Source organism: Pseudomonas oryzihabitans (assembly GCF_006384975.1).
GTDB classification, from domain to species: Bacteria; Pseudomonadota; Gammaproteobacteria; order Pseudomonadales; family Pseudomonadaceae; genus Chryseomonas; species Chryseomonas psychrotolerans_B.
The window spans coordinates 1,127,726-1,141,040 of the sequence record NZ_CP021645.1 but is presented as its reverse complement, the minus strand read 5'-3'; the positions used below and the strand labels follow the sequence as shown (position 1 = coordinate 1,141,040).

The following is a 13,315-nucleotide window of genomic DNA, read 5'->3' as shown; positions in this document are numbered from 1 at the left end:
GCAACCGGATGAGCCCAGTCTAGGAGCGGGGGAGTCAGGGGCGGTCAGCGGGCGTAAAGAGGGGGTAAAGGCTTGAGCCTGTCAGTGGGCCCGACTACACGCTGTAGTAGTAGCCGCGGCCGCGCAGGGCGAGGATGCGTGGGCGACCGTCGGCATGGTTGCCGAGTTTGCGCCGCAGATTGCTCACGTGCATGTCCAGGCTGCGATCGTAGAGGGTCAGCTTGCGTCCCAGGGCCGCCTGGGCCAGGGCCTGTTTCTCCAGGGGTTCGCCTGGCTGGCGCAACAGGGCTTCGAGAATCCGGCTTTCGGTGAGGGTCAGGGTGATCTCGGTTTCGCCGATATTGGCGACGCCGCGCGCCAGACTCAGCGACAGATCGCCCAATTGCACGCGGGCGGCGGGCTGCGCCGGATGGCTGCGTCTGAGGATGGCTCTCAGGCGAGCGGTCAATTCACGTGGATCGCAGGGCTTGGCGAGGTAGTCATCGGCGCCCAGTTCCAGACCCAGAATCCGATCCAGCGGTTCGCCACGACCGGACAGCATGAGCACCGGCAGCTGCGGATGATCACTGCGCAGCTGCTTGAGCAGTTCCAGGCCGCTGCCGTCAGGCAGCATCACGTCGAGTACCACCACGTCGGGCGTGGCCTCGCGCAACTGCCTTCGGGCATCGGTACCGGCATGGCAGGCGGTGACCTCGAAGCCTTCCTGTTTCAGCCAGGCACCGAGCAGATCGCACAGTTCCTGGTCGTCGTCGATCAGCAGAATCTGACTCATGACACTAGTCTCGCGGTTCATCCATGGGTTGCAGATGGCGCGCCAGATACAGGCCCTGGCCGAGCATGAAGACCAGGGTCATCGCCAGGCTGCCGAATACCTTGAAGTCGACCCAGAAGCTTTCGTAGGTGAAGGCCACGTAGAGGTTCGCGCAGCCACAGACGATGAAGAAGAGGATCCAGGCGATGTTCAGGCGTGCCCAGATCGGTGCCGGCAGCCTGACCGCATGGCCGAGCATGCGCTGGATGAGCGGCTTGTCGCCGATGAAATGACTGCCCAGGAATGCCAGGGCGAACAGCCAGTTCACCACCGGCGCCTTCCATTTCAGGAAGGTCTCGCTGTGGAAGGCCAGGGTCATGCCGCCGAATACCAGGCAGGCCGCCAGTGTCAGCCATTGGCCCTTCTCCAGGCGCCGCTGGGTGAGGTAGATGGCGCCATAGACCACCAGCGAAGCAATGATGAGCACGGCCGTGGCGCTGAAGATGCCGCCCAGGGTGAAGGCGTGCCCGGCGAATTCCACCGGACGCGGATCGAGCTTGTAGACGAGGAAGAACAACAGGAGGGGGATGAAGTCGATGAATTGTTTCATTACCGCAGCCGATAGCAGTGCATCGCGGCATAATACCCGATGAAGCCGGAGGAGAAAGCCCATGCGTGTCGACTTGCATTGTCATACCACCGCGTCCGACGGCGCCTTCGCGCCCGCCGAGGTGGTCAGGCGTGCCCATGAGCGTGGCGTTCAACTGCTGGCGATCACCGATCACGACACCCTGGACGGCTATGCCGAAGCGATGGAGACGGCGGAAAGCCTGGGAGTCAGGCTGCTGTCGGGAATCGAGATGTCCTGTACCTGGGGTGGTGCGACGCTGCACGTGCTGGGCTATAACTTCGCGCCCGACTCCCCAACGCTGATCGCGGCGCTCAATGCGTTGCACGAGGGTCGCTGGGAGCGCGCGCGGGAAATCGACCGGCGGCTGGCCGCCAAGGGCATGCCCGGTACCCTGGAAGGTGCCCGGGCGGTGCAGATGGCCCTTGGCGATAGCCGCAACGCGCCGGCCCGACCGCATTTCGCCGAATACCTGGTACAGGCCGGTCACGTCGAGGATAGGGGCGATGCCTTCCGCAAGTGGCTGGGCGGTGGCAAGCTCGGCGACGTCAAGCAGCATTGGCCGACCCTGGCCGAAACCCTGGCCACGCTCAAGGCGGCCAAGGCCTGGATCAGTCTGGCGCATCCGCTGGCCTACGGTTTCACTCGCACCAAGTTGCGCAAGCTGATTGGCGAATTCGTGACCGGCGGTGGCCATGCCATCGAGGTGGTCAATGGCGTGCAGCCGGCCGAGCAGGTCGGCACCCTGGCAATTCTGGCGCGGGAATTCGGTCTGATGGTGAGTGCGGGCAGCGATTTCCACGCCCCGGCCGACTGGTCGGAGCTGGGGATGTACCGCCCGTTGCCCGAAGATCTGCCGCCACTCTGGGCGCGCTTCAGTCAACCGCTGTACCCACAGAATCGGGAACCCCAATGAGCCAGTTCATCGAGATTCATCCGCAGAATCCCCAGCCGCGGCTGATTCGTCAGGCCGTGGAAGTCATCCAGTCCGGTGGGGTGATCGCCTATCCCACCGATTCATCCTATGCGCTGGGTTGTCGTATCGGTGAGAAGAGCGCGGTGGAACGCATCCGTCGCATCCGCCAGCTCGACGACAAGCACAACTTCACCCTGGTGTGCTGCGACCTGTCCGAGCTGGGCATCTATGCCAAGGTGGACACCAGCGCCTTCCGTCTGCTCAAGGCCTACACGCCTGGGCCCTACACCTTCATTCTCAATGCCACCCGCGAAGTGCCGCGCATGTTGCTGCATCCCAAGCGGCGCACCATCGGCGTCCGGGTACCCCAGCATCCCATCACTCTGGCGCTGCTGGAGGCCCTGGGCGAACCCTTGATGAGCGTGAGTCTCATCCTGCCAGGGGATGACGAGGCCCTGGGCGACGCCTGGGAGATCCGTGAGCGGCTCGAACACTTCGTCGACCTGGTCATCGAAGGTGGCCCTGGCGGACTGCAGCCGTCCACCGTCATCAGCCTGGCCGATGACGAGCCGGAGGTCATCCGGGTAGGGGCCGGGGATCCGACGCCCTTCATGATCGAAGCATGAGCGAGGCTGTCGATGCCCAGTTGCTCGAACCCGAGCAACTGCGGCTGGCGCTGGTCTATGGCGAGGCCTTCACCGAGCTGCCCCAGGACCTGTATATTCCGCCGGATGCCCTGGAGGTCTTTCTCGAAGCCTTCGAGGGGCCTCTGGATCTGTTGCTCTATCTGATCCGCAAACAGAACATCGACATCCTCGATATCCCGGTCGCCGAGATCACCCGGCAGTACATGAGCTACGTCGAGCTGATGAAGGCGGTACAGCTGGAACTGGCCGCCGAGTATCTGCTGATGGCGGCCATGCTGGCGGAGATCAAGTCGCGCATGCTGCTGCCCCGCGCCGAGGGACTGGAGGCGGAAGAAGAAGACCCACGGGCCGAACTGATCCGCCGTCTGCAGGAATACGAGCGCTTCAAGAAGGCCGCCGAAGACCTCGACGAGCTGCCGCGCGAAGGCCGCGACTTCGTGGTGCCCACGCTGCCGGCGCCCGAGGCCCGGGCGCGCAAGTTGCTGCCGGAAGTGGAGCTGGGCGAGTTGCTGCTGGCCATGGGCGAGGTGTTGCGCCGCGCGGATCTGTTCGAAAGCCACCAGGTGACCCGCGAGATCCTGTCCACTCGCGAGCGCATGAGTCAGGTGTTGGAGCGGTTGAAGGATGGTGCCTTCGTGCCCTTCGTTGCCCTGTTCACCCTGGAAGAAGGCCGACTTGGGGTGGTGGTGACCTTCATGGCCATCCTTGAGCTGGTCAAGGAATCCCTGGTGGAGCTGGTGCAGAACGAGCCCTTCAGCCCCATCCACGTCCGCGCCCGGGTCAGCGGCGCCGCCGCGGAAGAGGAGCTTCAGGCATAGGCCAGCGCCGCCGTGGCCGCGGCGCTCTTGCGTTTGCTCACCAGTAATCGCGCCTCTGCCCCAGCCGCCAGCAGGGCAGCGGCTTCGGCGATGCTGGGACTGCCGGTGTGTTGCAGCGCGACCGGGCTGGCAGAGGTAACGCCCGGTCGCGCGGCCAATTGGTCCGCCGGAAAGCCCCGCAGGGGCAGTTGCCAACGCCGTGCGAGCTCCAGCAGGCCGGGCTCTTCCAGCCGCACGTCCAGGGTGGCGAGCGCCGCAAGTTGGTCGACCTCGCAGCCCGCTTCGTTCAACACCGCCTGGGCAAGCTCGGCCAGTTCGTCAACCGAGCAACCCCGGCGACAGCCCAAACCCAGTATCAGCGTCATCAGGCGCGGCCGCTCTGGCGCTGGAATAGCCAGCTGCAGGCCAGGCCCAGTACCAGCCAGAACGGCAGGTTGCTCGCCAGCACGGCGATCTGGAAGTGCCGCTGCAGCTCTTCCGGCGCCAGGCTGGCATGCTCGACCGGTTGCGGGGCGCCGAGCAGATGCGGCAGGACCAACAGGCCCAAAGCCGCGATCTTGAAGCCGGGACGGCGGGCGAAGACCAGCAGGGCGAGAGCGCACGCGGTGGCGCCAGCGGTGCCGATCCACCAGAGCTGGCGCAGGGTCAGGTCGGCGGCGGCGGTGCCCGGCAATTCCGGCGGCAGGCCTAAGCTGGGGGCGAGACAGAAGGTGGCATAGCCGGCCAACCCCCAGAGCAACCCCTGGTGAACGCGCGTCGGGGCGCGCAGGTTGAACAGGCCGGCGAGCAACAGGCCGAAGCCCACCGCCACCACCAGGTTGCCGCCGAAGGTCGACAGGGTGCGCGGCCAGCCATCCGCGGGTGACCAGGCTTCCTCGCCATGCTCATGATGTTCGGCCAGGGCCGGAGTCTCGGCCTGGACCTCGTAGGTTTCCGCCTGGAGGATGAGAGGGGTCATCCATAGGCTCTGCAGCGCGCTCAGAAGCAGGGCGGCGAGTAGACCGGCGATACCGGCACTGAAGGCAATACGCTGGAACATGTCGAGCTCCTCTAGTGGCAGGGGAAGCCTTCGCTGTGGCGGGTATCGTGGGCGCCATTGTGCAGCGCCTCGATGTGGGAGAAGCCGGCCAGGAATACGAGGCTCAGGCCGAGGAGACCGGCGAGGAGGGTGGCGGTCAGGCGCTGGGCAAGGGTATTGGTCTGGGGCAGGGTGGTGGCGGAGCGGGCGACGGTCATGGCAAGGCCTCGGAGTCGAAGCGGCAGGGACGCGCCTAGGCAGCGAGCCGCAGGCGGCCGCCGTCCAGCACGACCGCCCACCGCGGGTTGCTTGAAAGCGACAGGCCGGTCTCCGGACTTACGAGGATTGCAGGCTGCAATTACCAGGATCGCCTTCCCCAAGCTTGCCGGCCGGGTGGCATCGTGATCCTGCGCTCGTCTACCGTTGCGGGGGCAGTGCCGGACTCGGACCGGCTTCCCGTTTCACCGCGACCCATGGCGGAGTCGCGACACCTGAAGCAAGGTTCAGCAGACCATGGGCGTTGTCCGCCGGTCAAGCCTGTTCGATTGACACCCCGGCGGGGCACTCGTAGCCTGTCGGGCTTCGAGGTGCTCTAAGAGCCTGTCCATAATCTGCTGCGCGTCGGCCCAACTGCGTTGAAAACGCCTTGTTGGTCTCTAGCTCGCGAGATTGTGAACAGGCTCTATGCAAGAGCTTGAAAGGGAACGCGGTGCGATACCGCGGCTGCCCCCGCAACTGTAAGCGGCATCCAGAACCTCTCCACTAGGCCACTGCTCACGCGGGAAGGCCGGAGCCAGGCGCCGCGAGCCAGGAGACCTGCCTCGCCAAGTTCCCATACGCAACCGGGCGGGGTGATCCGGGCTGCCATCAGGGCCTCGCCGTTGGGCGAGCGTCCGGCATGCCTGCCCGTCTTCTTTCGCTTTCTACCTAAGGGCAGCCCATGAAAACCCTGGCCAAGACCCCCGTCACCATCGTCACCGGCTTCCTCGGTGCCGGCAAGACCACCCTGCTGCGCCACATGCTCGACCACGCCGAAGGCCGCCGCATCGCGGTGATCGTCAACGAATTCGGCGAGCTGGGCATCGATGGTGAAATCCTGCGCCAATGCAGCATCGGCTGCACCGAAGAAGAAGCCCAGGGCCGCGTTTTCGAGTTGGCCAACGGCTGCCTGTGCTGCACCGTGCAGGAGGAATTCTTCCCGGTGATGAAGGAGCTGGTGGCACGCCGTGGCGACATCGACCACATCCTCATCGAGACCAGCGGCCTGGCCCTGCCCAAGCCCCTGGTGCAAGCCTTCCAGTGGCCGGAGATCCGCAACGCCTGCACCGTGGACGCGGTGATCACCGTGGTCGACAGCCCGGCGGTGGCGGCCGGTACCTTCGCCGCCCATCCCGAGCAGGTGGACGTCCAGCGCCGCCAGGACCCCAACCTCGACCACGAGTCGCCGTTGCACGAGTTGTTCGAAGACCAGTTGGCCAGCGCCGATCTGGTGATCCTCAACAAGGCCGATGGTCTGGACGCCGAGGCCCTGGCGCGGGTACGTGCCGAGGTGAGCGAAGAGCTGCCAGCCGCGGTCAAGGTGGTGGAGGCCAGTCGTGGTGTGCTGCCCTTGTCGGTCCTGCTGGGCCTGCAAGCCGAGTCCGAAGCCCATATCGACAGCCGTCCGACCCATCATGATCTCGAAGGGCACGAAGACCACGATCACGATGAATTCGATTCCTTTGGTGTCGAGCTGCCCGAGGTGGCCGAGGCGACCTTGCTGGCGGCTCTTGGCGAGGTGGTCAAGACCCATGGCGTGCTGCGCGTGAAGGGCTTCGCCGCCATTGCCGGCAAGCCGCTGCGTCTGCTGGTACAGGGCGTCGGCACCCGCTTCGACAAGCACTTCGATCGCGCCTGGCAGGCGGGTGAGGCCCGCAGTACCCAACTGGTGCTGATCGGCCAGGAGCTGGACCAGGCGGCCATCACCGCCCAGCTGCGCGCTGCGGTGGCCTGAGCCTAGATGCATCTGCTGCGTACCCAGCCGGGCGGCTTTGTCCCGGACGACGGCATCGCCCATTTGGCCCAGACGCCAGGTGAAATCGTCGTCCTCTGCAGTGGCGACTCGCACCTGGCGCTGCTGGCCGAGGCGACCCGCACCCTGGACGCCGGTTATCCGAGCCTGCGCCTGGCCAATCCCATGCAGTTGCAGAACCACGCCTCGGTGGATCTCTATGCCGAGGAGGTGCTGAGCCAGGCGCGGGTGGTGTTCATCTCGCTGCATGGTGGCCAGGGTTACTGGCGCTATGGCATGGAGCGGCTGGCGGAATTGGCCGCCCGGGGGCTGACCCTGATCGCGGTGCCCGGTTGCGACCGGCCCGATCCGGAGCTGATGGCCCTGGGGACGGTGGCGCCCGAGTTGGCCGAACGGTTATGGCGCTATCTGCGCCAGGGTGGCCTGGCCAATGCGCGGGATTTCCTGCACTGCCTGGCCGCCGAGTGCCTGGGTGCGGACTATTCTTATGAGCCGCCGCGGGAATTGCCGCGAGTCGCGGTCTATCAGGCGGAGGGGCTGGGCCTCGACGGCTGGCGCGCGAACTGGCGACCGGATTGGCCGACGGCCGCGCTGCTGTTCTATCGCACCCATCTGCAGGCGGCCAACACCGCCTTCGTCGAGGTCTTCTGCCAGCAACTGCAGGCCCAGGGCCTGAATCCGCTGCCCATCGCCGTGGCCAGTCTCAAGGAGCCGGCTTGCCTGGCCGAGGTGGAGCGGCTGCTGGACGAGACCGACGTTGCCCTGATCCTCAATACCACGGGTTTCGCCCAGTCCAGCCCGGAGCGACCGAATTTTGCGCCCTTCCGCCGACCGGTGCCGGTGCTCCAGGCCATCTGCGCCCAGGACAATCGCGAGCGCTGGCTGGAGAATCCCCAGGGCCTGGGCGCCCGCGACCTGGCCATGCACATCGCCTTGCCGGAGCTGGACGGGCGCATCATCACCCGGCCGATCAGCTTCAAGGGCCTGGCCTGGCGCTGCGAGCGCAGCCAGAGCGACGTGGTCAACTACCAGGCCGATGGCGAGCGCATGGCCTTCGTCGCGCGCCTGGCGCGCAACTGGATCGAATTGGCGCGCCGCCCGGCAGCGGATAAACGCATCGCCCTGATCCTCGCCAACTATCCGACCCGTGATGGCCGCATCGGCAATGGCGTCGGTCTAGATACCCCGGCGGCGGCGCTCAAGGTGCTGCAGGCGCTGCAGGTGGCGGGCTATCCGGTGGCCAATTTGCCGGAGAGCGGGACCGCCCTGATCGAGCGCCTGCTCGGTGGCGTCACCAACGACAGTGCCCTGCGCGATCTGCGGCCAGCCTTGCAGAGCCTGAGCCTGGACGACTACCAAGCCTTGTTCGCCCAGCTGCCGCAAAGCCTGCAGCAGGCGGTGACCGAGCGTTGGGGCGCCCCCGATGCCGATCCCATGCACCGTCGCGGTCGGCTCATGGTGGCCGGGGTGCGCTTCGGCCTGACCTTCGTCGGCATCCAGCCGGCCCGTGGCTATGACGTCGATCCCGCCGCGGTCTACCACGATCCGTCGCTGGTGCCGCCCCATGGCTACCTGGCGTTCTACTTCTGGCTGCGCGAAGTCTATGGCGCCCAGGCGGTGGTCCACCTGGGCAAGCACGGCAACCTGGAATGGCTGCCGGGCAAGGGCGTGGGAATGTCCGCCGAGTGTTGGCCAGATGCCATCCTCGGACCGCTGCCCAACGTCTATCCCTTCATCGTCAATGACCCGGGTGAGGGTGCCCAGGCCAAAAGACGCACCCAGGCGGTGATCATCGATCACCTGATGCCGCCGCTGACCCGCGCCGAGAGCTACGGTCCGCTACGCGATTTGGAGCGCCTGGCCGACGAATACTATGACGCCAGCCTGCTGGACTTGCGTCGCGCCACCGAGCTGCGTGGCGAGATCCTGCGACTGGTGCGCGAGACCGCTCTGGATCGCGAGCTGGGTCTGGTCATCACTGAGGATCCGGACAGCTGGCTGCCGCAGCTGGACGCCTATCTCTGCGATCTCAAGGAATCCCAGATCCGCGACGGCCTGCACGTGTTCGGCGAATCACCGACCGGACAGCTGCGCCGCGATACCCTGGTGGCCCTGCTGCGCATTCCGCGCGGCGATGCCCAGGGCGGTAATGCCAGTCTGCTGCGCGCGCTGGCCAAAGACCTCAAGCTGGATTTCGATCCCCTGGCTGCCGACCTGGGCGAGTCCTGGCAGGGCCCACGTCCGGCTTGCCTGGCCGCGCTTTCCGCCGAACCCTGGCGCACCCTGGGCGATACCCGCGAGCGGCTGGAGTTGCTGGCCCTTGCCCTGGTGGCCGCGACGGTGGATGGCGAGCCTCTGCCGGTGGCACTGGACGATCTCCCCATGACGCGTCCGGTGCTGGAACACCTCGCAGCCCAGGTCGCGCCGGCGCTGGACAGCTGCGGTCCCGCCGAACTCGGTGGACTGCTGGCGGCGCTGGAGGGCCGCTTCGTCCCAGCCGGTCCCAGTGGCGCGCCCAGTCGCGGCCGACTGGATGTGCTGCCCACCGGGCGTAATTTCTTCTCCGTGGACGTGCGCAACCTGCCGAGCATGACCGCCTGGCGCCTGGGTTGGCAGTCGGCCAACCTGCTCCTGGAGCGGCATCTGCAGGAAGAGGGCGATCACCTGCGCCAACTGGGTCTTTCGGTCTGGGGCACGGCCACCATGAGGACCGGTGGCGACGACATCGCCCAGGCCATGGCCCTGCTGGGCGTGCGCCCGGTGTGGCAGACCGGCAGCGCCCGGGTCGAGGATTTCGAGATCCTGCCCCTGTCGCTGCTGGACCGGCCGCGGGTGGATGTCACCCTGCGCATCTCCGGTTTCTTCCGCGATGCCTTCGGCGGGCTGGTGCGGCTGTTCGATGCGGCCGTCCAGGCGGTCGCGGCGCTGGACGAGCCGGACGAGCTCAATCCCCTGGCCGCCCAGGTCCGTCGCGAAGGCGCTGAACTGGAGGCGGCCGGTGCAGAACCAGAACAGGCGCGGCGCCAGGCCGGCTGGCGGATCTTCGGCGCCCAGCCCGGCGCCTATGGCGCCGGGGTCCAGGGTGCCGTGGAAGAACGTCAGTGGCAGGACCGCAGCGAGCTGGCCACCGCCTATCTCAACTGGGGCGGCTTTGCCTATGGCGCCGAGGATGACGGCACCGCCGCCCGCGACGACTTCTCGCGCCGCCTCGGTCGCTTGCAGGCGGTGCTGCAGAACCAGGACAACCGCGAGCACGATCTGCTCGATTCCAACGATTACTACCAGTTCCAGGGTGGCATGCTGGCCGCCGCCGAGACCCTGAGCGGGGAACGCCGCGCCAGCTATTTCGGCGATCATGCCCAAGCCGACTTGCCACGCATTCGTACCCTCAAGGAAGAGCTGGGCCGAGTGGTACGGTCGCGGGCGGCCAATCCCAAATGGATCGCCGGTATGAAGCGCCATGGCTACAAGGGCGCCTTCGAGATGGCCGCCACCGTGGATTACCTGTTCGGCTTTGGCGCCACCACCCAGCTGGTGGAGGATCACCAATACCAGCAACTGGCCGATGCCTACCTAATGGATGTCGACACCCGCAGCTTCGTCGAGCGCCACAATCCCGAGGCGCTGCGCGACATGACCGAACGCCTGCTGGAAGCCCAGCAGCGCGGCCTCTGGCAGGAGCCCGGCGATTATCGCGAGGCCCTTGAGCAGCTACTGATGGATATGGATGAAGCCTGAGATGACCGCCCCTGTCTTTCCCCTGGCCGCCGTGGTTGGCGCGGAGCCCTTGAAGCTGGCGCTGTGCCTGAACGCCATCGACCCCCGTATCGGCGGGGTGCTGATCGAGGGGCCGCGCGGCATGGCCAAGTCCACCCTGGCCCGCGGCCTGGCCGATCTGCTCGGCGGGGGCCCCTTCGTCACCCTGCCGCTGGGCGCCAGCGAAGAGCGCATCGTCGGCACCTTGGACCTGGACGCTGCTCTCGGTGAGGGCCGGGCGCGCTTCGCCCCCGGGGTGCTGGCCGCCGCCGACGGCGGGGTGCTCTATGTCGACGAGGTCAACCTGCTGCCGGATCATCTGGTGGATCTGCTGCTGGACGTGGCCGCCAGCGGCGTCAACCGGGTGGAGCGCGATGGCATCTCCCACGAGCACGCTGCCCGTTTCCTGCTGGTGGGCACCATGAATCCGGAAGAGGGCGAGTTGCGCCCGCAGTTGCTCGACCGCTTCGGCTTCGCCCTGGCGCTGGATAGTCGTCCGGCGCCGCGTGAAAGAGCCGAGATCCTGCGCCGGCGGCTGGCCTTCGATAGCGATCCCGCGGCCTTCGTCGCTCGGTGGGCGACGGCTCAGGCGGAGTTGCGCCAGCGCTGCGCCCAGGCGCGCGCGCGCCTCGCCAGCATTCCCCTGGATGACGTCGCGCTGGACGCCATCACCGAGGGCTGCCATCAGGCCGGTGTCGATGGCTTGCGGGCGGACCTCGTCTGGCTGCGCGCGGCGCGGGCCCATGCCGCCTGGCGCGGCAGTGCTGCCATCGAAAACGCCGACATCGCCGCCGTAGCCGACTTCGCCCTGCGGCATCGTCGCCGAGATTCAGCCGACCCTTCGGTAATAATACCACCCCTGAATGGTGAGGCTCCTTCCTCAACTTCGGAGCAGGAGTCAGGTAATCAAAAGGGCGGGGGCGACGCCGAAAGTCCCGGCGGTGAAGGCGATGCCTGGGGCGCCCTGGCCCCCGAACCGATGGCGAGTGGTCCGCGGCGCCGGCTGGACGTGGCAAAAAAGCCCTAGGCATCCGATCCACCTACACCGCGGATCGTGATGCCCGTACCGGGGTGGGCAGGACCGCGGGTGGCCGTCAGGGTGCCCGCACCTTGGGCGAAAAGGGCGCCATCGCCTGGCTACCGACCCTGTTGCGCGGTCGTCCGCGGCGGGCTGCCGATTTGGTCCGTCAGCCGCGCAGCCGCCGTCCGGCCCAACTCTGGCTGGTGATTCTCGACCATTCCGCCTCCACCCGCCGCCATGGCGCCCTGGCCCAGGCCAAGGGCCTCTTGGCCGATTGGTTCGAGCAGGCCTATCGCCAACGGGTAAGGGTCGCGGTACTCCAGGCCGCCGGCGACCAGCCGGAGTGGTCCTTCCAGGGGCAGCGCAGTGGTCAGGCGCTACAGGTCTGGCTGGATACCTTGGGGGCGGGCGGTGGAACTCCGTTGCTCGCCGGGCTGGAGGAGGCCCGAACGTGGCTCGAGGGGCGTCGACGTCGCCACCCTGGGGAGGAATGCCAGCTATTGCTGGTCACCGATGGTCGGCTGTGGGAGCTGGCGGGACTGGCGGTGCCCGCTTGCCGGACCCTGGTACTGGATATCGAGCTGGGACCGGTTCGGCTGGGGCGGGCTACGGAGCTCGCCCGACGTCTGGGAGCGGAGTACCGGCACCTGGAAGAGGTGCCGGAGATCTAGCCAGGATGTTGGACTTCGCTACGTTCAACCCAACCTGCTAGGTCATGTAGGTTGGGTTGAGACGGCTTCATCGTCGAAGCCCAACAATCAAGGATTCAGATGCCGTGGTGTTGGGCTTCGCTACGCTCAACCCAACCTACACCTAACGCTAGCGCCGGGATCAATGCCCTGCTTTCATCGCCTTCACCATAGTATCCACGTTGTAGCGGAACATGTCGGCATAGGTCGGCGCGGGGCCGTTGGCCGGGGATAGGGCTTCCACGTAGAGTTCGCCACCCGGCTGGGCACCACTGGCCTTGGCGATCTGTTGCACCAGGCGCGGGTCGTTGGAGTTCTCGAAGAAATAAGTCGTGACATGCTCCTTCTTGATCTGGCGGATCAGCTTGCCGACGTCCTGGGCCGAGGCCTCGGCTTCGGTGGAGATGCCCAGCGGCGAGATGAACTGCACCCCGTAGGCATCGCCGAAGTAACCGAAGGCATCGTGGGAAGTCAGGACCTTGCGCCGTGCCTTGGGCACCTGGGCAATCTGTTCGCGAGCATAACGGTCCAGGGCTTCGAGCTTGGCGATGTAGCGATCGCCATTGGCCTTGTAGACGGCGGCATCGGTCGGGTCGATCTGGGACAGCGCCTTCACCACGTTGCGGGTGTAGACGACCACGTTCAGCGGGTTGTTCCAGACATGGGGATCGACGCCATGCTCATGATCGTGGTCGTCATGACCGTCTTCGTCTTCTGCCATCTCCCGCGTCTTGATGCCCTCGCTGAGGATCACTGGCGGGCGAGCCTGGCCGGAGGCCTTGATCAGCCGATCCATCCAGCCCTCCATGTGCAGGCCGCTCATGAACACCACGTCGGCCTGCTTGAGTGCCTGGGCATCGGCAGGGGTGGGCTCATAGGCGTGGGGGTCACCGTTGGGGCCGACCAGGGAGGTCACCTGGACGTGGTCGCCGCCCACCTGCTTGACCACATCGGCGATCACGGTGAAGGTGGCGACGGCCTTGATCGGTTCCGCCGCCTGCGCTTGGCCGGCGATGGCGAGCAGCAGGGCGGCGCCTAGTGAAAATAGGGATTTCATGGT

At 66.5% G+C, this 13,315-nt stretch carries 13 protein-coding genes and 2 riboswitches; of the genes, 7 read left to right on the top strand and 6 right to left on the bottom strand.

From position 1 onward, the window contains the following. Nucleotides 1–94: 94 nt before the first annotated feature. Nucleotides 95–772, bottom strand: coding sequence for a response regulator transcription factor (locus CCZ28_RS04965; RefSeq protein WP_140216415.1), 678 nt, complete (start codon nt 770–772; stop codon nt 95–97). Between the two features lie 4 nt (nt 773–776). Then, nucleotides 777–1,361 (bottom strand): septation protein A, encoded by a 585-nt coding sequence (locus CCZ28_RS04960; protein ID WP_140216413.1) that lies wholly within the window; start codon nt 1,359–1,361, stop codon nt 777–779. Between the two features lie 61 nt (nt 1,362–1,422). On the opposite strand from CCZ28_RS04960, the gene CCZ28_RS04955 reads away from it, so the two are divergent. The 3 genes from CCZ28_RS04955 (at nt 1,423) to CCZ28_RS04945 (ending at nt 3,760) form a co-directional block, all read left to right on the top strand. After that, nucleotides 1,423–2,295 (top strand): PHP domain-containing protein, encoded by an 873-nt coding sequence (locus CCZ28_RS04955; RefSeq protein ID WP_140216412.1) that lies wholly within the window; start codon nt 1,423–1,425, stop codon nt 2,293–2,295. Next, nucleotides 2,292–2,921, top strand: coding sequence for an L-threonylcarbamoyladenylate synthase (locus tag CCZ28_RS04950; RefSeq protein WP_074527914.1), 630 nt, complete (start codon nt 2,292–2,294; stop codon nt 2,919–2,921). The genes CCZ28_RS04955 and CCZ28_RS04950 overlap by 4 nt, the downstream gene beginning before the upstream one ends. A gap of 110 nt (nt 2,922–3,031) precedes the next feature. Beyond that, nucleotides 3,032–3,760, top strand: coding sequence for a segregation and condensation protein A (locus tag CCZ28_RS04945; RefSeq protein ID WP_167509286.1), 729 nt, complete (start codon nt 3,032–3,034; stop codon nt 3,758–3,760). Here the strand turns inward: CCZ28_RS04945 and CCZ28_RS04940 are convergent. The 3 genes from CCZ28_RS04940 to CCZ28_RS04930 are packed head-to-tail and all read right to left on the bottom strand — an operon-like array spanning nt 3,751 to nt 4,996. After that, nucleotides 3,751–4,125, bottom strand: coding sequence for a cobalamin biosynthesis protein (locus tag CCZ28_RS04940; RefSeq protein ID WP_140216408.1), 375 nt, complete (start codon nt 4,123–4,125; stop codon nt 3,751–3,753). The genes CCZ28_RS04945 and CCZ28_RS04940 overlap by 10 nt on opposite strands. Next, nucleotides 4,125–4,799, bottom strand: coding sequence for a CbtA family protein (locus CCZ28_RS04935; protein ID WP_140216407.1), 675 nt, complete (start codon nt 4,797–4,799; stop codon nt 4,125–4,127). The genes CCZ28_RS04940 and CCZ28_RS04935 overlap by 1 nt, the downstream gene beginning before the upstream one ends. Before the next feature lie 11 nt (nt 4,800–4,810). Continuing rightward, nucleotides 4,811–4,996: a CbtB domain-containing protein gene (locus tag CCZ28_RS04930; RefSeq protein WP_140216406.1), complete on the bottom strand. Its 186-nt coding sequence runs from the start codon at nt 4,994–4,996 to the stop codon at nt 4,811–4,813. An 86-nt stretch (nt 4,997–5,082) separates the two neighbouring features. Further along, nucleotides 5,083–5,288: riboswitch (cobalamin riboswitch) on the bottom strand. A gap of 150 nt (nt 5,289–5,438) precedes the next feature. Then, nucleotides 5,439–5,616: riboswitch (cobalamin riboswitch) on the top strand. A gap of 102 nt (nt 5,617–5,718) precedes the next feature. Between CCZ28_RS04930 and cobW the strand changes: the two genes are divergently transcribed. The 4 genes from cobW to CCZ28_RS04910 are packed head-to-tail and all read left to right on the top strand — an operon-like array spanning nt 5,719 to nt 12,237. After that, a complete protein-coding gene (gene cobW / locus CCZ28_RS04925; protein WP_140216405.1) occupies nt 5,719–6,771 on the top strand; it encodes a cobalamin biosynthesis protein CobW in 1,053 nt (350 codons plus the stop codon). 6 nt (nt 6,772–6,777) lie between these two features. After that, nucleotides 6,778–10,527 carry a cobaltochelatase subunit CobN gene (cobN, locus tag CCZ28_RS04920; protein WP_140216402.1) on the top strand — a complete coding sequence of 1,250 codons (3,750 nt, stop codon included), beginning with the start codon at nt 6,778–6,780 and terminating at the stop codon, nt 10,525–10,527. Nucleotide 10,528: 1 nt separating this feature from the next. Next, nucleotides 10,529–11,572, top strand: coding sequence for an ATP-binding protein (locus tag CCZ28_RS04915; protein WP_140216401.1), 1,044 nt, complete (start codon nt 10,529–10,531; stop codon nt 11,570–11,572). A 44-nt stretch (nt 11,573–11,616) separates the two neighbouring features. Then, nucleotides 11,617–12,237 carry a vWA domain-containing protein gene (locus CCZ28_RS04910; RefSeq protein ID WP_140216398.1) on the top strand — a complete coding sequence of 207 codons (621 nt, stop codon included), beginning with the start codon at nt 11,617–11,619 and terminating at the stop codon, nt 12,235–12,237. A 160-nt stretch (nt 12,238–12,397) separates the two neighbouring features. On the opposite strand, the gene CCZ28_RS04905 is transcribed toward CCZ28_RS04910, so the two are convergent. Continuing rightward, entirely contained in the window at nt 12,398–13,312 is a 915-nt protein-coding gene (locus CCZ28_RS04905; protein ID WP_140216396.1) for a metal ABC transporter substrate-binding protein, read from the bottom strand. Nucleotides 13,313–13,315: the final 3 nt, after the last annotated feature.

Bases quoted from the DNA above. Each gene is read 5' to 3' on its own strand.
- CCZ28_RS04965 (WP_140216415.1), bottom strand. From the start codon at position 772: ATGAGTCAGATTCTGCTGATCGACGACGACCAGGAACTGTGCGATCTG.
- CCZ28_RS04960 (WP_140216413.1), bottom strand. From the start codon at position 1,361: ATGAAACAATTCATCGACTTCATCCCCCTCCTGTTGTTCTTCCTCGTC.
- CCZ28_RS04955 (WP_140216412.1), top strand. From the start codon at position 1,423: ATGCGTGTCGACTTGCATTGTCATACCACCGCGTCCGACGGCGCCTTC.
- CCZ28_RS04950 (WP_074527914.1), top strand. From the start codon at position 2,292: ATGAGCCAGTTCATCGAGATTCATCCGCAGAATCCCCAGCCGCGGCTG.
- CCZ28_RS04940 (WP_140216408.1), bottom strand. From the start codon at position 4,125: ATGACGCTGATACTGGGTTTGGGCTGTCGCCGGGGTTGCTCGGTTGAC.
- CCZ28_RS04935 (WP_140216407.1), bottom strand. From the start codon at position 4,799: ATGTTCCAGCGTATTGCCTTCAGTGCCGGTATCGCCGGTCTACTCGCC.
- CCZ28_RS04930 (WP_140216406.1), bottom strand. From the start codon at position 4,996: ATGACCGTCGCCCGCTCCGCCACCACCCTGCCCCAGACCAATACCCTT.
- cobW (WP_140216405.1), top strand. From the start codon at position 5,719: ATGAAAACCCTGGCCAAGACCCCCGTCACCATCGTCACCGGCTTCCTC.
- cobN (WP_140216402.1), top strand. From the start codon at position 6,778: ATGCATCTGCTGCGTACCCAGCCGGGCGGCTTTGTCCCGGACGACGGC.
- CCZ28_RS04915 (WP_140216401.1), top strand. From the start codon at position 10,529: ATGACCGCCCCTGTCTTTCCCCTGGCCGCCGTGGTTGGCGCGGAGCCC.
- CCZ28_RS04905 (WP_140216396.1), bottom strand. From the start codon at position 13,312: ATGAAATCCCTATTTTCACTAGGCGCCGCCCTGCTGCTCGCCATCGCC.